This is a genomic window from Actinomycetota bacterium, assembly GCA_014360655.1.
Taxonomy (GTDB): domain Bacteria; phylum Actinomycetota; class Geothermincolia; order Geothermincolales; family RBG-13-55-18; genus JACIXC01.
The window spans coordinates 50,364-72,745 of record JACIXC010000001.1; the positions used below are offsets into that span (position 1 = coordinate 50,364).

Consider the following 22,382-nt stretch of genomic DNA (forward strand, 5'->3'; position numbering starts at 1 on the left):
ATCCATGCCGCACCTACCTCCTTTCCGAAACTCCCCGCGTCCCGGGTGGTGTCAGGGCATCTCCTGCCAGGTCTTTCCCCCCTTGCGCCAGATGATGCGGGGCAGCTCGCGCTTGACCATGGTGTCGGCGTTCACCCGCGGGTAGCCCATGACCAGGGCCGTCACCGGGACGTAGGGCCACTTTATCCCCAGGTACCGCTTCACCCAGGGGAGCATCTTGGCTCCCACGGCCGCGAAGCTTAGGTAACAGGTGACCAGGCCCAGGGAGTGCGCGGCCAGTACCATGTTCTGGCCGCAGATCCCGATATCGACGTACATGTTGTTGATGCCCCGCTTGTCCCCCAGCAGATACACCAGGCAGGGAGCCCCCAGGAAGACGTCACGGGGCTTGAGGATGGCCTTCCCCCCCGTCATGGCCCTCTGGTCCATCAGGGGCGGGACGACGGCCGAGGAAAGGGCGAGGGCCCCCCTCAGGAGGACGTTGCGCTTCCCGGCGAAGTAGAAGGCGGTCAGGAAGCGGTAAAAGGGGTCCATCATGTCCGCGATCCTGTCCATCTCCTCGCGGTCGTTGACGATGATGAAGCTCCAGGGCTGGCAGTTGCCGTGGGAGGGCGCGAAGCGCCCCGCCTCCACAACGCGTCGCACTAACTCGTCGGGCACCGGTTTGCTGGAGAATATGCGGTTGCTGCGGCGCTTGTAGATGACCTCCTCCACAGGGGTCAGCCCCTGGATGCCCTCCACCTCCGGCACGCGGGGATAGCCGTCGTCGGGATGGAGGTGCAGAGTCCGGAAGAGGCCCTCCTCCACGTTGTAGAAGCCGCGCATGGAAACGGCGTCCTTCTCGCAGTGGGACACGCATGCCGAGCAGGACATGCAGACGACTCCCTCGATCATCCTCGCCTTTCCGCCCACCACCTCCAGGCAGGCGCACGGGCAGGCCTGCACGCAGTTTCCGCATCCCGTGCACCTCTCCTCGTCCACGACAATGGTGGAGTTGGACCAGGCTTCCGGATGGGCCGGCAGGTAAGTCTTGCTGAATTTTCCCATGAGAACCCCTACCTCCTTCTTCCATCTCGCCGTCGCACCCCGCGCTCAGCTTTCGACCCTCTCTTGCTTTTTCTCCACGTCGCCTTCCCCGCGCACCTCGACGGTCATCAGTATCTCCCCGCATGCCCCCAGGGGAAGGCCCGCGCCGTAACAGTTCATGGGAAGGTCGAAGAGCGCGCCGCGGAAATCCTCCTCGCCGTCGACCGCGGCGGCCATGCGGTCGAGGACCAGCATCACCCGCCACCAGATCTTGGCAAGGGCCATGATGCAGGCGCCCTCCCCCTTGCCGCTCGCTAGGACCCTTCCCAGGGCATCCAGGTGGAATTCGTCGCCCTCCCCGTGGCCGGCCGGGCAGGCGTGCGCGGAGACCACCTTGACCACGATGCGGCGGTCCTTGTACTTTTCCGCGGCAAGCAGGCGCCGCACGCGCTTCGGTGATGCCAGGAAGGCCGCGAGCTCCTCCTCCCCGAGGGGCAATCCCCTCATGAACGCGTCCGGCTCGGGTCCCCCGGAAAGCGGCGCCTCCCTCACCGCCCGGCACTCCCCCCGCGCCCTGCGGTTCCTAACGAGAAGGTAGGGGGCCATGGTGAGCAGGAAGTACAGGATCTCCGGCAGGGGCATCTTCTCCCGCCGTATCCTGAAGAGGTTGTTCCCCAGGCCTCCCATCTCCAGGCCGGTATCCGTGCAGGTCACGTGGTCGAAGAGCATGCCGTTGGGGTCCTTCCCCCGCAGCATGTAGTCGTAGTAGGCGTAGATGACCGGGGAGAGCTGGGAAAGTCCGTGTATGCAGATGCCGGGCGGGCACCTGTGCCTGATGAGCATGCCCATGGGGTTGAAATAGAGCGGCCGCCCCTCGTTGTGGCATCCCGAGCAGTGGTTGGAGCACACCGGCTCCGCCACCAGCCAGTAGGTCATGGCCTCAACGTTCAGCGCCTCCAGCAGCCCCAGCCGCGACGCCTGTGCGAATTCCTCCTCCGTGTAGCCCCAGCGGTTCATGATGACCCTCTTGAGGACGGGCCTGGAGGCCCAGTTGAGAAAACCCCACACGCCTCGCATCGGCTTGTCCATCCCATCACCCCCATCCTTGACCGCCCGCATCGGCGATGCGCGCACGCACCCGATAATCCGGCCCGTAACAAGCAATCCATGCCCCGCAAGCCCACCCCGGGGCATCCCCCGCCCGTGCCCATGTGCTCGCTCAGCCCAGCCCGGAGAGACCCTCGCCTCGCCCAAGCCGGAAGCACGCGGCCCGCGCGCGGGCCGGGGAGCGGTCCCCCCGCAGCCCCTCAGGTCGCGACCTTTTCCAGTATATGGATGCACATGGCCGCTTCCCCGGTGCCGATGAAGCCGCCCCCGTTCTCGGAAAGGGCGATGCGAGCGCCCTCCACCTGGCGCCTTCCCGCCTCGCCGCGCAGCTGGGTCACCAGCTCGTGGATCTGGGCGATGCCGGATGCCCCTATGGGGTGTCCCCTGCACTCGAGGCCGCCGCTCGTGTTCACCGGAAGCTTTCCCCCCAGCCTGGTGGCGCCGGACTCCGCGAAGGGCCCTCCTTCCCCTTCCCCGCAGAAACCGAGCTCCTCCGTCTGCAGCAGTTCCCCGAAGGCGGTGGCGTCGTGCACCTCGGCCACGTCGACGTCCCCGGGGCCTACCCCGGCCACCTCGTAGGCCTTGGCGCTCAGCCTCTTCCCTATGAGGTCCATCTCCCCTCCCTCCGGCAGGGTCCCCGAGGTGAGCACGGAGGCCAGTATCTTCACCGGCCGGGCGCCGGGATAACGACGCAGTGCCCGCCCGGAGCAGAGAAGGGCGGCGGAGGCCCCGTCCCCCATGGGAGCGCACATGGCCCGCGTGAGCGGGTAGGCCACCGGCCTGTCCGCGAGCACCTCTTCCACGCTCATGTCCACCTGGTACTGTGCCAGGGGGTTCAGCGAGGCATGGTAATGGTTCTTGGCGGCGATCACCGCGAGCTGGCGTTGTGTTGTGCCATATTTTTCCATATGCATGCGGGCGGCCATGGCGTAGATGTCCATGAAGGGCGAGCGCCCTCCCCCGCCTCCCCCGGACTTGGCCTCCCCCTTGGCCGACGCCTCCTCAGCCTTCCTGCGCTCGTCCGCCTGGAAGGCCTCGATGATGGCCCGTATGAATTCCACGTCCGCGTTGGACATGAACATCTCGAACATGGCCTGCTTGTTCTCCGGGTTGTACATCTTCTCCACCCCCAGGGCCAGGGCCACGTCGTACTGGCCGGCCTTTATGCCCAGGTAAGCGCCGTGCAGGGCGCTGGTGGCCCCCGCGCAGGCGTTCTCCACGTTCATCACCGGTATCCCCTGGATGCCCAGCGGGGTAAGGGCCACCTGTCCCCGGATGCTGTGCTGCCCCGTCACGATCCCCCAGAAGGAATTGGAGAACCAGGCGGCCTCGATCTCCTCCCTGCGCACCGGACAATCCCGCAAAAGGGCCTCCAGGACCTCGGCGGTCATCTGCTTGATGCTCTTTTCGGGGTACTTCCCGAAGCGGATCATTCCCACGCCGATGATGTAAACCTCATCCATCCCTGCCTCCTTGCAAAACCACGACACTTACCACGTCACCACCGCACCGGGCATCGGGGGCGGACAAGATCATGTTAAGCGCAACGGGGCGCGCGTCTCAAGGGCAAGGGCCAAGGGCAAGGGCCTCCCGGACCTCGGCGGCATGCCGTTTCTCACCCGCGACGCGCCGCTCTCGCCGAGCCATTTGCGCCTTCCCCTTCCCGTCAACCTTCGGAGAGGGCGAGCATGCGCAACAGTACCTCCTGCGGGGTGCGGGGGTACACCTGGCAGTACTTGGCATCGCGCATCAGGCGCTCCATGCCGTAATCGCGCATGTACCCGTAACCCCCGTGTACCTGCACCCCGTCGGTGGCGGCCTGGAAGGCCCCCTGCGTGGCGCGAAGCCAAGCGGTCATGGCGGGGATCATCTCCCGGCTCTCGCAGGCGCGACGCACCAGCGTCCTGCCCTCCTCCACCACGGCCACCATCCCCGCCAGGAGGAGGCGTATCCCCTGGTGCTGGATGATCGTCTTTCCCGCCTGGTACCTCTCGCAGGCATAGGCGTGGGCCTTGTCCAGCGCCTTGCGCGCGATGCCCACCCCGATGGAGGCCAGGCCCACGTGGAGCAGCCTCTCCACGGCTTCCACCATACCCGCGCCCGTGACGGCATTGGCCGGGGATACGCCCTCGAGGCGCAAGGCCCCCGGACGCGCGGGCCGCAGCCCCAGCGGATAGGCCTCCGGCGTCACCCGCAAGCCTTCCGCCTCCCTGCCCAGGGCGAGGGCCGTGTCGTGGCCCTCCCCCCGCACCAGAACGACTATGGCCCCTTCCGCGGCGGCGTTCAGGGCGAAGGGCACGCTTCCGTTCACCCTGTCTCCCGCCATGGAGACCTCCCCGGGAAAGGCCAGGCACGCGGGGAAGGATGCGCCGCCGATCCCGGTGATGAGCCCCTGCAGCTCGCCCAGCGCCGTCGGGTAAAGGGCGGCGTTATGGGCAAGGAGCGAGGCCGCCAGGCCGGCGCACTCCACGGCGATCTCCTCCAGCGCCACGCAGAAGGCGTACTCGTCAAGCCCCCCTCCCCCCGCGTCCTCGGGGAGCAGCGCCGCGAAAAGGCCCAGGTCCCCGGCGCGGAGAAAGGCCTCGCGCACCCGCGGGGAGCCGGGTTCGAGGTCCGCCTCTTCCGCCAGGGGTGCCAGTTCCTTTGCCGCGTAGGAGGCGGCGGTCTCGCGCAGGATCCCGTACTCCTGCTTCTCTTCCATGCCGGCAAGCCTCACCATATCACCTCACCCCCTTCTTGAAGGGGCGCGGCACTTCCACCTTCAGCGACCCCTCCACTTCCGTGTTGAAGACCACCAGGCGGTTGAGCTGGTTGGTCCCCTCGTAGATCTGGGTCAGCTTCGCGTCGCGCAGGGACTTTTCCACCCAGCGGCGGTGCGGGGTATCGTCCAGCCCCATGACCTCCAGCGCCCGCGAGATGATCTCCATGGCGTTGTCCGCGCAGCGGAACTTGGCCAGGGAAGCCTTGGCCAGGAGGTCCGTGACCTCCTCGTCCCCTATGAAATGGCGGAATAGGGTGTTCACAACCCCCTTGCCGTAATAGGAGTTGTAGAAGGCCGCCATGGGCTTCGCGGTGCGCAGGGCGCGCGGCATGCTGAAGGCCGCCTGGAAGACGGGATGGGTGAAGGCGCTGCGGAAGACGGCATCCCCCAGCAGGGCGTGGTTGAGGTACAGGCCCCGGTTCTCCTGGATCATGGCCAGCATGTCCGCCAGGGTCATGCGCACGCGGTCCTCGTCCGCGGGACGTTTGCCGTTACGCCTTTCCAGCGCCCAGGCCCGGAAGTGCTCGAAGGCCCCCCGGGCGATGCCCGTGGCTATGGCCCCCACGGGACCACGCGAGGAGGCCATGATGATGAGAATGCCGTTGGCCATGCCGTCGCCGGGATAGCCGAGCACGTGGGAATCGGGGACGAAAACGTCCTCGAAGAGCAACTCCGCCGCGTGGCAGGCGCGCTGTCCCATCTTCAGCTCCACGCGAGGTGTGGAAAATCCTTCCATGCCCCTCTCCACCAGGAAGGTGGTCCATGTTTCAAGGGGCCGGCTGCGGTCGATCGCCGCGCACACCGTTATGTACTTGGCCTCGCTGCCGCCGGATATGAAGCACTTGCGGCCGTTGAGGATGTAGCCTCCTTTCACCCTCCTGGCCTCCAGGCTGAGGCGGGCCACCTCCAGGAACTCCGGTTCCTCCACGTCGGTTCCCGCCGAAGGCTCGGTGATGGCATAGGCCATGACCACCGGGTTGCCCTTCTTCTCCTCCTCCGCTATCTCGTGCAGGACGGTGTCCCAGTGGGCCAGGGCCCCGGAGGCGATCACCGGGGAGACCCCCAGGCTGTGGGCCCCTATGGCCAGCCCGATACCCCCGCAGCAGGAGCACAGCTCCTCCACCACCAGGGACATGCCGGAAACCAGGTACTCCTTGGCCAGCCCTCCCACCACCTCGGGGATGATCAGGGAGAAGAAACGGTACTTGCAGGCCTCCCGCATCATCTCCCAGTCGAAGTACTCCGGCTCGCGCTCCATGCGCTCGTCCAGGGCGAGGGCCCTCGGCTCCGCCACCGCGCGGTTATATTCCACGGCCCTCTCCACCAGCTCGATCAGCCAGTCGATCCCCTTGCGGTCATGCTCGCGCAGGGCGGCCAGGACGGGGAAATCGGTCAGCACCCTCTTTCCCACTTCGCTCACTCCGCGTCCTCTCATGATCCCCCCTCTCCGTAGACACCAAGAACCGTTCTCCCCTCCGCCGAAAAGCATGCGAAAACCTCCTCGCACCGCGTCAGGCCGGTGCAGTTCCCATGCTTTTCCTACTCCCCGCCGCTTCCGCCGGAATCGCAGCCCTTCACGTTCCCCGGGGTGGGCCGGCCCGGCCAGCCGGCGACCCCGCCCACACGCATACAAAAGGAACGCAACTGTACATACGTATAATACAATAAATCCTTTCACTGCAAAGACGGCGGTGGATTCTTCCCCTTGTAAAAAGAATCTCCCGTCATCAGGCCACCTGCCTCGCGCACGGGACGGGAACCCAGCGCTTGAAGCGAACTTGCGATCTCATCGACGTCGGGGGCTCCGGAGGCCGGCCGCTCCCCGGCGAGTTGCCGGTGCACTGTCCCGCACCGCCGGGCCGTTGTCTTTCGGCGCGCGTTCACTCCCGCAAGTCAAACCCACAGCCGCCTCCCTTGGGCGCATGCATGCCCGCGCACCCTGTCGAACGGTAGCTCTTGGTCAACGGTGACTTTAAACCGCCGGTGGAAAAATCCGATAGAATAGTAAGTGTCAGTTGCTGCGGCCGCCCGGGAAGGCCCGACAACACCGCGAAGGACGGGAGGCGGGGGGTGCCGCTTGCGCGGGGAGGACCAGGCAAGGGGGCATGTGCTCCCGGTAAGCATGGGAAGTCGATGTTTTTCAGTAATCCGCTTCCTTGGCATGGCGGAACGCCAAACGGGAAGGGGTGAAAGAATGCCCTGTCAGCACGGCCTCGCATGCCGCACCCAGGTGGCATTACGGAGTAAGAGAGTGAGGTATCGTGTTTAAGTTCGTCCTGACCGCCCTGGAGGCCGCCCTCCTGATGAGCATGGCCGTGGCGGTCCTGGCGGCGAAGCGAAGGGCGAGCCTCAACCGCCATTTTTCCCTTTTCCTGGCCCTGGTTTCTCTATGGCTCCTCTCGGGTTTCGTCGACCGCCTGGTGCCCCGGCCCTCAACTTTCTTCGTCACCATGCAATACCGCTCCTCCTACGCCGTGGCGTCGCTCGCCGTTCCCTCCTTCTTCCTCTTCGGCCTCGCCTTCCTGCGGGGGACCAGGCCGCCTTCCTGGCTGACCCGCGTCGTCTATGCCGCCGCCGCGCTCCTGGCCTTCATCTGCTTCACGGACATGGTCATCGGGGAAGCCTCCTACCGGGATGGCTACTACCTGGTGACCAACGGTCCGTTGTACGCCCTTTTCACGTTCTACTTCCTGCTGCTGGGCGGCGCGAGTTTCTTCTTCATATTCCTGAAATGGCGACATTCGCACAGCATCGACCGCTCGCGGGCGCTCTACATACTCATCGGTTTCGGCATCTTCTTCGTCCTCGCCTTCCTCCTCACCATCGTCATACCGGGGGTGATGAACCGCGACGTGACCTCGGACTACACCTTCCTCTCGGTGATAATCCCGGCCGCCTTCACCGCCTACGCCATCATGCGCTACCAGTTGCTGGACGTGCGCATCGCCATGCGCCGCTCCTTCGCCTACCTGCTCAGCCTGGCGCTCTTCGTGACCCCCGTCATCCTCGCTTATGCCGTCCTGAACTCCATATGGGATCCCGACCCGGCCCTGGAGCGGGTTTTCTTCCTCGTCGCCCTGGCCCTTGCAGTGGCTTTCGCACCGGCGCTGCGTAAACTGTGCTTCCGCTTCGCCTCCCGCTTTCTCTTCGCGAGCCTGTACGACGAGGTGGCATTGCTGCACGAGGTCTCCACCGTTCTTACCCGCAACCCCGACATCAGGGATGGGACGGCCGCTGCCGCGGCGCTGGTCAGCCGGCAACTCCATCTCGAGAAACTCGCCGTGGTCATACCGAGGGAGATCTTCTCGGGCAAGGGCGACTGGATCATGGGCGCGCGCAGGCAGGGAGAAACCTATGAGGACTTCCGGGATATGGATTACTCGGGCTCCCCCCTCCACCGCCTGCGGCAGCACCCGCTGGTGCTCGATGACATCGCCTTCGACACGCAGGCGGGCGATGGGGAAAGGCAGCTGCGCGACGAGATGCGGAGCCAGGGGCTGGTCGCGTGTCTACCCGTCAAAGGCACCCTGGGGGAGGTGGGGGTGCTGCTGGTGGGGAAAAAGACGGCTCCGGCCTCGCTGGATCCCGCGGACCTTGCTTTCCTGCGCCGGCTAAGCGAGAGCCTCGGCATCTTCATCGAGAACTACCTCCTCTCCACCTACCTCGCGGCACAGCTGGAGGAGGCCCGCGATTTCCAGAAAAAGGTGGAGGAGCTGGACCGCCTCAAAACGGACATCATCAACGTGACCTCCCATGAATTCCGCACCCCCATCACCATCCTCAACGGTTACGCCATATTGCTGCGCGACCACTACCACGAGTTCAGCGAGGAGCAGAGGGAGGAATGCATCCGGCACATCACCAACTCCTGCCAGCGCCTCACGGCCCTCCTTAACCAGTTCATCACCATCTCGCGCTTCCAGAGAAAGGAAGCCTCATTGAGCACGGAGGTCATACCGGTGAGCGAGATCTTCGAGAGCCTGCGCTCCGGCCTGGAGCCGGAGGCGAGCAAACGCCTGGCCAGCGAGATCGCGGGAGGGGATATCCGCGTGGCCTCCGACCGCTCTTACCTCATGGTGCTCCTCAAGAACATCGTGGAGAACGCCATCCGCTTCAGCCCCCCGGAGAGCCCGGTGATAATGAGGGCCGAGGCGGAGGACGACCGGGTGTGTATCTCGGTGCGCGACTTCGGGACGGGCATGGACGCCTCCGAGGTGCGCAACATCTTCAATCCCTTCGACCGCCTGGAGGACGTGGACAAGCACCAGACGGGTATCGGCCTGGGTCTTTACATCGTGCGCCTCATCGCCGACTTCCTGAACACGGAGATCGAGGTGGACACCCGCCCGGGGGAGGGGACCAGGTTCTCCTTCCGCCTCCCCGCGAACGGCGGCGAACTGCCCGAACCGGAGGCACGGGGCTGAAGCGGCCCCCGCGAGAGAACGCGATCAGCCGTCCACGAGCTCCAGGGAGTAGTAGACCTGGGCGTCCAGGCGGCGCGCGCGAACGGGTATCCCCACCTCCCCGTCGCGGCTCAGGTTCTCGATCACCGCGGCCAGGAATTCCTTGGCCTCGCTGAAATCGAAACCCGCGACCCGCCGCCCCTCCTTCATGAAGGAGAGCATGGCGCGCAGCAGCGACTTCACCTGTCCCATCCCCTGCGACTGCGGGTCGATGAAGATGGTGGTGACGTAGTAGAACCTGCCCTCCGCCACCTCGCGCGGATACCTCCTGCGGAGGAAATCGGCGTTGATGTAGGCCACGGCCGCCTTATCCAGGTCGTTGACCGCCAGGGCAAGCCCGCTGGGACGGCCTTCCTCCACCACCACGAACTTCAGGTAGTCCGCGTCGCGGAGGGCCGCCAGGAAGCTCTCGCGGTCGTAGCACATCTGGTCCTGGTAGCTGTCAAGGGCGCCGAAACTCTCCTCGTACTTCCTCCAGAGGAGCTCCTCCCACTCGCGCGGGAGGTCGTCGCGGTAAATCCTGGTAACTGCGTGCCTGGTAACTGAGTGCTCTTCCGTCCTCTTCTCTGTGGTCGCCCTCATGTGCGCTCCTTTCATCCCTCGCTTGACATGAAATACACCGCGGGGGGCTCGAACCCGTTGAAGGCTGTGGAGCAGACATTGGTGTAAGCCCCGGTGCTCATGATGTAAACGCGATCGCCGCACTGCAACTCGGGAAGGGCGACGTCCCGCGCCACCACGTCCCCCGCGTCGCAGGTGGGCCCGCCCAGGCAGTACCTGCGCAGGGGGCCGTTGCCCTGCGCGTAAACCAGGTATGAGAAACGTTCCCTCTCCTGCACCGCTTCCACCAGTCCCTGGTAGATGCCGGCGTCCAGGTAGAGCCATTCCTGACCGTCGCGGCGCGCCTTGCCGATCACCGACGCCACCATGACCGCAGCGTCCCCCACGAGTGAGCGGCCCGGCTCGATGATCAGCCTGGGCCTGCGGTGAAAGTGCCCCCTCACCGCCAGGTTGAGGTTGCTGAGAAAGACCTCCTTGGCGAGGACCGAACCGGCATAGCGGATGGGGATGCCTCCCCCCACGTTCAGGAGGTGGAGGCATATGCCGGCCGCCTTCGCCCGGTTCCACACCCATGCCGCGGCGGCCACGGCGAGCCACCACGCGGAGGGTTCGAGGCATTGCGAGCCCACGTGAAAGGAAAGCCCCACGGGCCGCAAACCGGCCAGCTCCGCCGCGCCCATCAGGGCGACGGCTTCGCGGGGAGGGGCTCCGAACTTTTTCGAGAGGGGGAACACGCTCGCACCGCGGTCGGGCACCGCGAGCCGCAGGTAGACCCGGCATCCGGGCGCCGCCGCCGCCAGCTTGGCGATCTCCGCGTACGAATCGTAGGCGTAAAGGTCGACCCCCTCGCGGTACGCCCGCGCGATATGCTCCTCCACCTTCACCGGGGCGCCGAAGATGATCCTCTCCGGCTCCACCCCGATGTCCAGGAGCTTCCTCACCTCACCCCAGGACGCCGCCTCGAACCCCGAACCCCAGTCGCGCAGGAGCTCGAGTATGCCGCGGTGGTCATTGCACTTCACCGGATAGAATATCTCCGCCTGGCCCGGGAAACCGCTCAGGAGGCGGAAGTTGTCCAGGAGCCGGTCGATGTCGAACACGATGAAGGGGGTCTTCGCGGACGCGTAATCCCTCTTGATCCTCTCGACCATGAGGCAGTCTCGCAAGTGCGGCAGGAGCGGCGAGTCGCGCCCCGGCACCCCCGGCACAAGAAGGTTCCTGCGTGCCGCGGCGTCTCCCACAGTGAGCAGCGCTTCTCCTGGCGCAAACCCCTCCTCGTGGTAATCGCCGCCGTCGTTTCCCACTGCGTGACCCGGGGTCAACCCGCAGCTCCGCGGGGAAGCGGGAAACCTTCCGTAGAGGCGAAAGAAGGAGCCCGCCAGCTCCTTCCACCCGGAAGATCCGTCTCGCCCGCCCTTTTTCTCGTCTCGCGGGATCCAACCCGCACGCAGCGGTTGCTCCGCGGGCGAGCATCCCTCCCCTTCCGTCCGCACCCGCCTCTCGACCGTGGCAACGTTCTCTTCCATCTGCCCCACCTTCCTTCCCGTGCCCTCTCGTCCCCTGCCTGCCGTACGGGGACCCTTGCCGTGCGTCGCGCCCTGACGGTCGCTCTCATGAAGCTTCGCCGGCAAACACGCCGGTGCCCGAGGGTTGCCCCCTGTGTTCCTTGCGCGCAAAAGCGACGCGGCTAGAGCCTTGCTCCCTGTCTGTTGGATTCCTTGCTTACGTGGGTGATCTGCGGGCTTCCACGCACATTATAGCGGAATGCCGCCATGCCGGGTCAACGGGCGGACGGGCGTATCCCGCGGACAGAGGGCGCGGCGGCGGCAACCATGCGCGGCCGGGCTCAAGGCAGGAAACCGTAAGAGAGGCCGTCTCCCTCGCGGCGCAGGAAGAACCTCACCCTCTCCCCGCGCAGGAACCTCTCCTCGCAGAGGCCGCGCAGCGCCGCAAAATCGGCGCTCACGAGGAACTCGCGCAGCAGCTCGAGCCTCTCCCCGAGTTCCTCGTCGTCTCCCCCCTCCCGCAGGAGAGCGCGCATGATGCCGTCGTATTCCGTCCTTGCCGCCGTCTCCACGCAGTGGTCCGGGTCCACCTCGAGGACAATCTGCGGCGGTGGGGCCTCGTTCTCCCCTTTGCCCGTCCTTGCCGTCATGCCGCGATCCCCTTTCCCCTGCCTTCCCCTGACCTTGCCCCGCCCAGGGACATCCCCTGGAGAAGCCGGGAACTGCCCTGATTTTACCACCAAGGACCGGCCTTCGTGCGCGCGGCAAAGTCGTCTACGCGAGAGGAGAAGCCTGGCCTGCCTGATCTTACCACCACGAACGCCGCTTTACCCATGGCATCGCGGTGTGAATCCCATATCGCCGTTGGCGCAAAAGGGACGCGCATGCAGGAAGGTGCGCGTGGCAATGCGTATACCGCTCATCATGCCTCAGTGGACAATCCAGGAAGGTCCGGGGAGGGTCCAGGACCAGCGGCAAAGCCCGTGCTTCCCCGCGTTAACGCCCGGTTGCATCGGCTTCGTTGGAATAACCCCGGCTCTCCCAGTAACCACGGTATTCCCCGGAGGTCACCTCGATGCCGGTGAGCCACTTTATCCACTTGTAGCCCAGCTTTCCCGGGACCACCAGCCGCAGGGGGAATCCCTGCTCCCGCGGGAGCGTTTCCCCGTTGACGGCGTAGGCCAGAAGGGGGTCGCTCTCCCTTATGTCCTGCAGCGTGAGGGAGGTCGTGTAACCACCCGGGGAGGAGAAGACCACGCTATCGGCCTCCTCCCCGATGCCGGCCCTCTCCAGCAACGGCATGAGCCTCGTCCCCTTCCACAGGGCCCTCTCCGTCCATCCCTCCACGCAGGGGAGTTCGACCAACCTCTCCTCGGCGGGCAGGGCCGTGACTTCGGCGAGGCTAAGCGTGATCTCCTCTTCCACCAGGCCGGTGACCCGCAGGCGGTAGTCCGCTTCGTCGATGAAGGGCGCGGGCTCCGCGGTCCTCACCCGCATCTCGTCGACCGGCGTCACCTCGGCCCTGCTCCCGTCCGGGAGCAAAATCTCCGTCGAGGGCCCGTCTCCACGCGCAAGCGCCCACGCGAGACTCCCCACCAGGAGGGCAGCGATCACCACCCAGCCGTAACGCTTCAAGACATGCATATGCCTAGATTATCCGCCAGTCCATCCCGGCAGCCATGACGCCTCTCAACCCGCCCGGGCACTGCCTCCGTCCGGGTCGGAGAGCCCCCTTTCTCCCTCCCTCCCGCTGCAACCTTTCAATGGCGCAAGCGACCGGGGAAACGGGTCGCCCCAATCCTGCGCCTGAAAAAGAGGAAAGGAGAGAAAGGCAGCGCCTCCCCTTTTTCCAATCATGCTGCCGGAAACGAGTGAAAGGCGCCTCCCTTCTTTGCTCGCCTTGCCTTACGCGCCCTCCTTCCCGGAAAGGCGATGGAGGAGAGTTTCCCCTCCTCCATCGCAGAGACTGATTACGGCTTACCTCTTAGCGCGCACGGATCATCCTCGCCGCCCCGAGGGAAGCAAGCAAGGCTCCCGCCGCGAACAACGATCCCATCATGATGAAGAGGTAGACTACGTCGAAGCCGGTGGCCGGCAGGGTCTGCTCCGCTCCCACCTGCACCTGCGGCTCCACCGGCGGCGTCACCACCTCTCCTCCCACCGGCACCCGGTTGAAGAAGTCCACCTTCTTTTTCTGCCCGGGAAGGAGGTCGAAGGTCACGGCCGTGGGCGCGGTGGCCTCGTAGCCGAAGGGAACGATCTCCTGCACGGTGTAACGGCCGGGCTTGAGGCCGCCGAAGGAATAAGCGCCACCGGCGGCGCTTTTCGTGCTGGCGACCGGCAGGCCGTCCGCGTCAAGGAGCTGGATGGTAACTTCATCCAAGCCGCTTTCTCCCTCGTCCGCCGTGCCGTTGCCGTTGGCATCCAGCCACTTGGTGCCCGCGATGGATGCGGGAAGAACTTCCTCCTGCTTGACCTCGATGTCCACCTCCACCTCGTCCTCCAGCTCACCGATCCTGGCCTTGTTGTTCAGGGTGTAGGTCCCCGCGGCCTCGGCGGTGAGTTCCTTGGTAATGAGCAGGGTGTAGGGAGCGGTGGCCAGGTCAAGCGACCAGGGCCCGGTCAGGGATGCCGCCGGGGCTCCGTTGACGGTCACGGACTTGATCTCGTATCCCAGCCCCGTGGGCGGGTCCACGCTCTCGATGTCCTCCAGGGTAACCACCTGCGGTCCGCCCGCCGCCGGCTTGTCGAAATCCTGCCGGCTGTGGAAGGTCCAAGTCTGCATGCCCGGCTTGGGCGGATCGGGCTTGTTGCTGATGGTGATCTCGATGAGGTTGCTCATGGAGCTGACGCTGGAGAGCGCCACCGGCAGGGTGAAGGTTCCCTCGTAGGAATAGACGTGCGGCCCACCTGTAGGTATGGCGTTGTCTCCCAGGGGGACGGTGGTGGTGATGCTCGAGGGGGCGGCAATCCAGCTCGGACCTCCGGCCTTGTACTCCACGGTGTCCGAGACGGCGGTCACGTCCGCCGGCCAGTCGCCCTTGTTCTGTACGAAGATGTTGCCGGTGATGTGATAGGTATCCGGGCTCAGGCCGGCCGTCACCTCTATGGTGAAGGTGATCTCCTTCTTCTCGCCCACGGTCATCTCCAGGTAGTCCTCGGAAGCCGTCTTTTCCAGTCCTATCTCCGGGTCCACGGCCTCCACCAGGTCCACGTCCTTCCAGACGTCCAGGCTGGTGACCTCCCAGGGGTCAGGACCGTTCTCGATGGAGAGGGCAGCGGCCTTGAGATCAGAGGAAGGCGCCTGTTCCGCCTCCCCATCTTCCCCCGCTTCCGCCGCCGCGGCTTCCCCCGCGTAAGGCGTTTCCGCGGACGTTGCCTCCAACCCCGGAGACTCGTCCTCCGCCTCTTCTCCTATTCCCGATTCCTCGCCGCGCTCTCCGGTGGACTGGACGATATCGCCCTTACCCGATGCCGCAACAGGCATAAAGGGAGAGGCGAGGAAAAAGAGGAGCGCCGAGGCCAAGAGAATAATCGCTGATCTTCTCAACATCTCGTTCATTTTGTTCACTCCTTTCGCCATACAAGAAACCGACCTCTATGTGAAGAGGCCGGTTTCACTGTTAGCTCCCGGCGGCTCCCGAGTGACCAAACTACAAGCCGCCTTTCAAAGCTTCCTCTTGCTCTTTAGATAATTCTAACAAATCCTATTAGGATTTACAATTCATAATCCTACGATTAATCTACATGTGTTCCACGCCCTTCGCCATGATCCCGGTCATGACCGGGAAGGCCGGGCGCGGCCCATGCGGCTTTTCGCAGATCCCCCGCCACCGCTCCCCGGCCGCCGCGGCAATGCCAACGCATTTCCCTACGGGCGACGAAGCTTCTCGTAGACGGGGTTGGGGTGGAAGGGGTCGAGGCGGTAGTAACCGCCCGCGATGTCCATCTTCAGCTGCTGGGGCACGGCGTCCAGGAGATGCAGGGTGCGCGCGTCCCTCCAGTACTTCTCCACGTGGTAATCGGTCACGTACCCGTAGGAGCCCATGAGCTCCATGGCCCGGTTGGTGACCTCCACCGCCGCACGGCCGCAATGATGCCTCGCCATGGAGGCGCGGGAGAGCACCGCGGGAGAGGAGCGTAGGCCTTTCTCCGCCTGGTCGAAGACGCGCGCCGCGCAGGCGTAGGCATCCCTTCCCGTCTGGATGGCGGTGGCGATGTCCGCCAGTATGCAGGCGCAGACGCTGTGCTGGCGGATGGGCTTCCCGGCCGCCAGGCGCTCGCTGGTGAAGTCCAGCACCTCCTCGAAGGCACCCTGGGCCACGCCCACGCACGATGCCGCCCCCAGCAGGCGGGAAAAGGCCAGGTTGTCCAGGAGTATCTCGGCGTCCTCTTCCGGCCCAGCCGCCCTATCGGAAAGGGGAACCCTTACCCCCTCCAGCCGTATGTCCCCGAAGGACGCGGAGAGCAGTCCCGCTGTCTCCCGGCGGCCCAGGAAACGGAAACCCTCGTCCGTCGCCTCGCAGTAGACCAGGACCAGGCCTTCCCTCCCGCGGGAGGGGTCCTCGCCGGCTGTGACGCAATAGATGCCCGCCTGGCCCGCGTTCGGGCACCAGACCTTGCCGCCGTGCAGCTTCCAGCCCCCCTTGGCCCGAACCGCCTTCGTTTCCAGGTTCGATCCCAGCAGCGCGACGTTCAGGACATCCCCGGTGGCGGGCTCTTCGTGGACGGCCAGGCAACCCTGGCGGATCTCCTCGCTGCGCGCAAAATGCGGGGAGAAGCGGCGCAGAAGCTCTTCGTTGCCGGCCAGAACGGCCGGCCGCAGGGCCAGTATCGTCCCCGCCACCACCTGGAAGAGGGAGGCGTCCCCGCGGCTCACCTCCTCCGCCGCCAGGGCCAGGGTGAGGGCCGACCCCAGGCCCGAGCCCCCGTACTCCTCGGGCAGCACCCCGCCGGGAAGGCCCAGCGGCTGAAGCTTGCGCAGCAGCCCGTTAAGGAGCGACCGCGATCCCGCCCTCGCCTCCCGGTCCAGCTCCCTCCTCACCGGCATGACCTCCCGGTCGACGAATTCCCTGAGGGATTCCATGAGCATGTGGTCCTCTGGCCCCAGGAGATCCGCGACGAAACGTCCTGCGCCGTTTTCCGGTGATGTCCGGGCCATCCTGCTCACCCCCCGAGATGCCGCGGGCCGCCGCCCGTCATGTCATTCTTCCCATATATTTCCATGTCTACCCTCGCTTTCCTCGCCGGGACTGCGCCGCCTCGTAGAGATCGTTAGGGTAAAACTGGTCGTAGGGGTAGTAGCCCCGGGCGACGTCCATGCGTCCCAGCTGGGCGCCGCCCTCCCAGAGCTGGATTATCTTGTTGTCCCGCCAGTACTTCTCCACGTTGCGGGCGCGTTCCGCGCCGTACATGCCCATGAGCTCCATGGCCCTGTTGGTCACCTCCACCGCCATGTCGCAGCAGAAGACCTTGGCCAGCGTGGAGCGCGAGAGCATGTGCCGCGAGGTGCGCGAGCCGTAGGTCTCGGGATGGTCGAACATGTAGGCGGCGTTCACGTAGGAGTCCCTCCCCACCTGGATGCCGATGGCCATGTCCGCCAGCAGGTTGGCCGCCTCGCTGTGCTGGCGGAGGGGCCTCCCGGCGAGCTTGTGGTCGCGGGCGAAGGCCAGGACCTCGTCGAAGGCCCCCTGCGCGATACCCACCGCCCACGAGGCGCTGAAAAGGCGGGCGAAGATGAGGTTGTCGTGCAGGAGCACGGCGTCCTTTCCCGGCCCCGCCGCCCGGTACGCCCGGGGCACGCGCACGGCGTCGAAGTAGAAATCCCCCTCGCGGCTGGCGCGGAATCCCGCCTTGTCCTCGAACCTCCCGAAGCTGAACCCTTCCGTGGGGACGGGCACGTAGATGAGGGCGATGCCCTCGTCCCCCAGCTCGGGATCGGTGTTGCACACCACGCAGTAGACGTCGGCGATGCCGGAGTTGGTGGGCCACACCTTGGCCCCGTCGATCACCCATTCGTCCCCGTCCAGCACCGCCCGGGTATGGATGCCCCTGCCGTGCATGTCCACGTTCTCGATGTTGCATCCCCCGGAGGGCTCGGTCATGGCGAAACAGGCCACGTAGGGTTCCCCGCTCGTGAAGCGGGGGGCGAAATCCTCCAGCAACGTGCGGTTGCAGGCTATCACCGCCGGCCGGAAGGCCCAGGCCCCGCCTCCCAGGGCGGCGATGCAGGCCGGCTCCCCGCGCCCGAACTCCTCCACGATCACGCAGTAGGTGAGGGCGGAGGTCAGGTTCCAGCCCCCGTACTCCGGGGGGAGGAAGGCGCCCTGGAAGCCCAGGCCGACCAGCTTCCTCTGCACCTCCTCCACCAGGGCGAAATCGCCGCGGGTGCTCGCCTCCATCTCCCTGCGGATGGGCATGATCTCCCGGTCGATGAAATCCCTTATCAGGTCGATGAGGAACGTGTCCCCGGGGCCCACCAGCTCCCGCATGAACCTGTTCTCGCGCCTCTCGATGGAGATGGGCTCATCCATGTTTCCCTCCCTTCAGCCGGTCAGCTTCTACGCACGCGTGCCGCGAGCCGTACCGCCGCGTTTCTCCGGCGTACGCTCCCTCTCCTGCACCCCGCAGGGCGTTTCCTTCCCACCGCGCATCTCCCTCCGGCGAGACGCTGCCCGGCTCCCTCCCTATTCCTCCTCGGGCGACAGCAGGTAGGAAACGGTGGAGGGGCCCTGGAAAGACCATTCCACCCTGGCCTTTCTTCCCTCCATGGCCTGGTAATAGGCGGCCATCCTTCCCGCCAGGAGGTATTCGTCGTATGGATTGTCTATCCATACCCGCAGTATGCCGCCGGAGGTGAACTCCACCTCGGTGGCCAGCCCGTACCCGTAGAGAGGTAGGATGGAGAGCATCTCCTGCAGCAGCTGTCCCCGCTCCTCCGCCACCCCGCGTATCCCCAGGTCCTCCAGCATGCGCAGGGTGTGTTCCCTCTCCGCATCCACGATGATGGGGATCACGGCCTCCCCCAGCTCCCTCACCAGCTCCCTGGTCACCAGGCGCACGGAATGCGCTTCCCAGTTGATCATGCGTATCCCCCGGCGCCTTTCCACGATGATCCCTTCCTCTTCCCTCCACTCCAGGTTCCTTAGCGGCAGGGGGAGACCGCAGCGGGGGCAGACGTGATGGCGGTGATCTCCTCCCTTCACCGGGGTGAAATCGACCTCGAGGCGCGCGGAGTGTTCCGGTTTCGACTCCACGACCTCGACGCGCAGCAGGTAGTCATCTTCCATTTCTTTCCATGTAGCGCGCAGGGGCCGCCTCTCCAGGGCCTCGAAGGCACCCACCACCACCGCGGCCATGAGATCGATGTCCCAGGGATTGCGCAGCAGCGCCTCCCCGAACCTGCCCGGCCTGTATCTCACGGTGCGCGAATGCGCCGTCCCGGTGAGCGCCGCGAGGTCATGAAAGAAATGCACGGCGCCGCGCCGGAAAGGGGGGATGCGCAGGGTGAGGCGCTTGGTGAACGTGTCGAGCAGGGCCTCCACCACCACGCGCACGGAGTTGCGTTCCGCCTCGTAGAAGATGCGGTTGACGGGAAAGCCAAGCCCTTCCGAAATGCGCTGCCTGATCTTCGGAAGAAGGTCCGCCTCGAAAAAAACCTGCCGGATGCGGGGATCTCCCACGCTCACGATGGTGCCGTTGGGCATCCAGCGGTTGAGTCGGGCGACAATCCTGGGGCTGCCGCATACCTGGCAGCGCCTGTACCTCACTCGTTCCCCCTGCCGTCGGCTGTGTACCCTTTACCCGTCGAAACGCGGTGCCGCAACGACACGCGGAGACCCCGTTTCGCCGCTACAGAATATATACCCACTCGGGCGCGGTGGTAAAATGCGGGGCGCCGACGGCGTCCCTCGAAACAGGAAAAACCGGAAGGGTGAGGGGTGGCGCGGGAAAAGTCGCCGCGTTCCCTTGCCGGGATGATACCGGGCATACGAAAAGAGGTGCCGACGGCAGGAACTTGTGGTGCCCGGGGCGGGAGTCGAACCCGCACGGGATAACCCGAGGGAGTTTAAGTCCCTTGTGTCTACCGGTTCCACCACCCGGGCGCCTGACGATACCTTCGGGATGCGGCCATGCGAGATGCCTGCGCAGTGCCTTGCGCTTCCCCACACCGGCACTCCATGCATCACGGCGTTACCGCGACACGGATAACATGAATATGATACGACCTTTCCGCCCGCCCGCTCAACATGCGCGTTATGTCATCCCCGCCTGCTCGACATCATCGGGAAGCGCTCACGAAACCATGAAGGCATGAAGGCGTGACCTGGCGTGTTCATGTTTCCGGGTATGCGCCCAGGGCACGCGGCGAGCGGGCCCCCGGCGCGACTGGCGGCCGCTAACAGGCGGAGGGACCCGCCAGGGACCTCACCGCCTCCACCAGTTGCGACGGCTCGAAGGGCTTCGTCATGTAGAGGTCGGCGCCCATTGACAGGGCCTTCTCCCTGTCCTCGCTGAGGATGCGCACGGTGAGGATGATGACGGGGATCTCCCTCGTCTCGTCGTCCTCCTTGAGCATCTTGAGTATCTCGAAGCCGTCCACCTCCGGCATCATGAGGTCGAGGATGATCACGTCGGGCTTCCCCAGCTTCACCGACCGCCGGGCCTCCGCCCTCTCCTCCATGCCCTCCACCTGGAATCCCTCCTGTTCCAGGATGATCTTCACCAAGCGGTGGATTGCCGGCTCGTCATCTATCACAAGAATCCTTTTCCCCATATTCCCTCTCTCCGGCGTGGATGAACCTCGCTTCCCGTCTTTGCTTGCGCACATTGTATAATGGAAGCGATTCCCGTTCAAGTTCCGTGTGAGCCAGGTGCTTCGGGACGCGCCCTCCCGCCACGGGCTGCGTGCGAGCATCCGGCCGCCTCCAGCGCCAGGCCGTCGAGGATGTCCTTCTCGCTCACCAGCAGGCTGTCCAGGGCGAGCTCACGCATGAACACCGCCAGCACGCCGCAACCGCCAACTATCACGTCCGCCCGCCCCGGCTCCAGGCGCATGAGGTCGCGCCTCGCGGCGCAGGGGAGAGCGGAGAGCGTCGCGTAGAGTTCCTCCACGTCCCCTCGGGTCAGGCGGGTGTGGTGTATGGCATCGCCGTCGTACTCGCTCAGCCCCTGCCTCAAACCCGAGAGGGTGGTGACGGTCCCCGCCAGCCCCACGGCGAGCGAGGGCTCGTACGGCCCGATCTCCCGCGCGAGCGGCGCCATGCGCCCGCGCAGGAAGGCTTCCATCTCCTCCCTCTCCCGCGGGGTGGGAGGATCCGTCTTGAGGAACCTCTCGCTCATGCGCACGCAGCCCACGTCCAGGCTCCAATCCCTTATCACCTCGCCGCCACGCCCCAGGATTATCTCGGTGGAACCGCCCCCGATGTCCACCACCAGCAACGCCCTGCCGACCGGCTCGAGCTCGCCCAGGTCGTAGGTGGCGCCGACATAGGACAGGAAGGCCTCCTCCCTCCCCGTCAGCACCCGGGCGCCGGCGCCCATGACCCCCTTCACCATGGCCTGAAAGGCGGATGCGTTCGCCGCGTCGCGCACGGCGCTGGTGGCGGCTACCAGCAGGGCCGTGACTCCCTCCTCGCGCAGCAGTTCCCGGTACTCCTCCAGGACGCGCCCGGTGCGCTGCAGGGCTTCCCGCCGCAGCAACCCCGATTCGTCCACGCCCTCTCCCAACCGCGTTATGCGCATGCGCCGGTGCAGGGTACGCAGGGTCGGCGCCCCGCCACCTTCCGCCACCTCGGCGATGAGCAGGCGCACCGAGTTGGTCCCGATATCCACGGCGGCCGCCTTCACCGCTTCCTCCCCATGAAGCCAGCGCATTCCCCGCCACATTCATCGCGCTGCACGTCGCCCAGCTCCGCGCATATCTCGGCTCCCACCGGGTTGGCGCCGCCTGCCAGGTAGTGGGCAAGGTGGGCGTGCAGGCACTTCAAGCCCCCAGCGACCGTCCCCCCGATGCCCTCCCTGTCGCCGTAGAGCGCCTCCACCCTCTCCGCGACTCCCAGCCGCCGCGCCCAGGCCGACCTCGCCTCGCGGTAGCCCTCCTCGGCCCTGCGCAACGCCGCGGCGAAATCCTCGTCGCCCTCCAGCCTGCGACGCAGTTCCTCCCTGAACCCGCTTCCCTCCAGACGAGAAACGGCACGCTGCAACAGGGGACAGGTAAGCCAGAAGAGGGTGGGGAAGGGCGTGCCGTCCTCGAGAAGGGGCGAGGTGGCGATCACCTGCACCCTGCCGTGGGGGCAGCGCGAGGCGACCGCCACCTCGCCCCGCAACGGACGGCCGAGCTGCCTTTCCACCAGCAAGCGGTCCTCCTGCCGCATCTCTTCGCAATGCACGGCTCCTCCAGCCATCTTCCCGCCCCGCGCACGGGGCATCCGGGAGGAAACGCGCCGCGGCCCCGTTCACCGGCGCGACGCTATGAACACCTTGAAGTCGGCGACCGCCATGCTCTCGCCCTTCTGGTTCTTCACCTCCATGAGGAAGGAGACCACGCCTCCGCGCTCGTCCTTCTCCCGCTTGTCGACCACCTCCGCCTCCACGTGCAAGGTGTCTCCTATCTTCGTGGGGTTCACGAAGCGCACGCGATCCATGCCGTAGAAAGCGATGAGGGCCCACTCCGTGAGCGGCATGAGCCCCGTCGCCACCGAGAGCACCAGCATGCCGTGGGCTATCCTCTCCCCGAAGGGGCTCCTCGCCGCGTACTCCCGGTCCACGTGCAGGGGATACCAGTCGCCGCTGAAGGCCGCGAACATGACTATGTCCGCCTCGGTCACGGTACGTCCGCGGGTCACGAGCTTCTCCCCCACCTTGAAATCCTGGTAGTACAACATGGGCTTTCACTCCTTCCTCGCCTCTTCTTCCTCGCCGCTCGCCGGCTTTGCCTCATGCCTGAGTATACCCCAT

18 protein-coding genes, 1 tRNA gene and 1 riboswitch are annotated in these 22,382 nt (G+C 65.7%); of the genes, 1 reads left to right on the forward strand and 18 read right to left on the reverse strand.

The window, feature by feature from the left end; all coding sequences use genetic code 11:
* Positions 1–51 precede the first annotated feature (51 nt).
* The 5 genes from H5T73_00195 to H5T73_00215 all read right to left on the reverse strand — a co-directional run bounded on the left by H5T73_00195 (position 52) and on the right by H5T73_00215 (position 6,329).
* On the reverse strand, positions 52–1,047 hold the full coding sequence (locus H5T73_00195) for a nitroreductase family protein (GenBank protein ID MBC7246187.1): 996 nt from the start codon (positions 1,045–1,047) through the stop codon (positions 52–54).
* 45 nt (positions 1,048–1,092) lie between these two features.
* Complete coding sequence (locus H5T73_00200) at positions 1,093–2,115, reverse strand: hypothetical protein (GenBank protein ID MBC7246188.1); 1,023 nt, start codon at positions 2,113–2,115, stop codon at positions 1,093–1,095.
* A 218-nt stretch (positions 2,116–2,333) separates the two neighbouring features.
* Positions 2,334–3,596: a thiolase family protein gene (locus tag H5T73_00205; GenBank protein ID MBC7246189.1), complete on the reverse strand. Its 1,263-nt coding sequence runs from the start codon at positions 3,594–3,596 to the stop codon at positions 2,334–2,336.
* A gap of 203 nt (positions 3,597–3,799) precedes the next feature.
* Positions 3,800–4,852 (reverse strand): acyl-CoA dehydrogenase family protein, encoded by a 1,053-nt coding sequence (locus tag H5T73_00210; protein MBC7246190.1) that lies wholly within the window; start codon positions 4,850–4,852, stop codon positions 3,800–3,802.
* 1 nt (position 4,853) lies between these two features.
* Positions 4,854–6,329 (reverse strand): acyl-CoA dehydrogenase family protein, encoded by a 1,476-nt coding sequence (locus H5T73_00215; protein MBC7246191.1) that lies wholly within the window; start codon positions 6,327–6,329, stop codon positions 4,854–4,856.
* Positions 6,330–7,155: 826 nt separating this feature from the next.
* Here H5T73_00215 and H5T73_00220 point away from each other — a divergent pair.
* Positions 7,156–9,318: a hypothetical protein gene (locus H5T73_00220; GenBank protein MBC7246192.1), complete on the forward strand. Its 2,163-nt coding sequence runs from the start codon at positions 7,156–7,158 to the stop codon at positions 9,316–9,318.
* A 24-nt stretch (positions 9,319–9,342) separates the two neighbouring features.
* On the opposite strand, the gene H5T73_00225 is transcribed toward H5T73_00220, so the two are convergent.
* The 13 genes from H5T73_00225 to H5T73_00285 form a co-directional block, all read right to left on the reverse strand.
* A complete protein-coding gene (locus H5T73_00225) occupies positions 9,343–9,939 on the reverse strand; it encodes a GNAT family N-acetyltransferase (protein MBC7246193.1) in 597 nt (198 codons plus the stop codon).
* A gap of 11 nt (positions 9,940–9,950) precedes the next feature.
* Positions 9,951–11,444 carry a type III PLP-dependent enzyme gene (locus tag H5T73_00230; GenBank protein MBC7246194.1) on the reverse strand — a complete coding sequence of 498 codons (1,494 nt, stop codon included), beginning with the start codon at positions 11,442–11,444 and terminating at the stop codon, positions 9,951–9,953.
* A gap of 320 nt (positions 11,445–11,764) precedes the next feature.
* Entirely contained in the window at positions 11,765–12,073 is a 309-nt protein-coding gene (locus H5T73_00235) for a hypothetical protein (GenBank protein ID MBC7246195.1), read from the reverse strand.
* Between the two features lie 346 nt (positions 12,074–12,419).
* Positions 12,420–13,058 (reverse strand): molybdopterin-dependent oxidoreductase, encoded by a 639-nt coding sequence (locus H5T73_00240; GenBank protein ID MBC7246196.1) that lies wholly within the window; start codon positions 13,056–13,058, stop codon positions 12,420–12,422.
* 349 nt (positions 13,059–13,407) lie between these two features.
* A complete protein-coding gene (locus H5T73_00245; GenBank protein ID MBC7246197.1) occupies positions 13,408–14,985 on the reverse strand; it encodes a hypothetical protein in 1,578 nt (525 codons plus the stop codon).
* A gap of 38 nt (positions 14,986–15,023) precedes the next feature.
* Positions 15,024–15,110: riboswitch (cyclic di-GMP riboswitch) on the reverse strand.
* Between the two features lie 184 nt (positions 15,111–15,294).
* A complete protein-coding gene (locus tag H5T73_00250) occupies positions 15,295–16,584 on the reverse strand; it encodes an acyl-CoA dehydrogenase family protein (protein MBC7246198.1) in 1,290 nt (429 codons plus the stop codon).
* Positions 16,585–16,651: 67 nt separating this feature from the next.
* A complete protein-coding gene (locus H5T73_00255) occupies positions 16,652–17,956 on the reverse strand; it encodes an acyl-CoA dehydrogenase family protein (GenBank protein ID MBC7246199.1) in 1,305 nt (434 codons plus the stop codon).
* Between the two features lie 153 nt (positions 17,957–18,109).
* Positions 18,110–19,192, reverse strand: a complete 1,083-nt coding sequence (locus H5T73_00260) for a hypothetical protein (protein ID MBC7246200.1) — start codon at positions 19,190–19,192, stop codon at positions 18,110–18,112.
* A 251-nt stretch (positions 19,193–19,443) separates the two neighbouring features.
* A tRNA-Leu gene (locus tag H5T73_00265) sits at positions 19,444–19,528 on the reverse strand.
* A gap of 293 nt (positions 19,529–19,821) precedes the next feature.
* Positions 19,822–20,181 carry a response regulator gene (locus tag H5T73_00270; GenBank protein ID MBC7246201.1) on the reverse strand — a complete coding sequence of 120 codons (360 nt, stop codon included), beginning with the start codon at positions 20,179–20,181 and terminating at the stop codon, positions 19,822–19,824.
* Positions 20,182–20,276: 95 nt separating this feature from the next.
* Positions 20,277–21,299, reverse strand: a complete 1,023-nt coding sequence (locus tag H5T73_00275; protein ID MBC7246202.1) for a Ppx/GppA family phosphatase — start codon at positions 21,297–21,299, stop codon at positions 20,277–20,279.
* On the reverse strand, positions 21,269–21,829 hold the full coding sequence (locus H5T73_00280; GenBank protein MBC7246203.1) for a DUF501 domain-containing protein: 561 nt from the start codon (positions 21,827–21,829) through the stop codon (positions 21,269–21,271). The genes H5T73_00275 and H5T73_00280 overlap by 31 nt, the downstream gene beginning before the upstream one ends.
* Positions 21,830–21,880: 51 nt before the next feature.
* On the reverse strand, positions 21,881–22,309 hold the full coding sequence (locus H5T73_00285) for a MaoC family dehydratase N-terminal domain-containing protein (GenBank protein MBC7246204.1): 429 nt from the start codon (positions 22,307–22,309) through the stop codon (positions 21,881–21,883).
* Between the last annotated feature and the right edge of the window lie 73 nt (positions 22,310–22,382).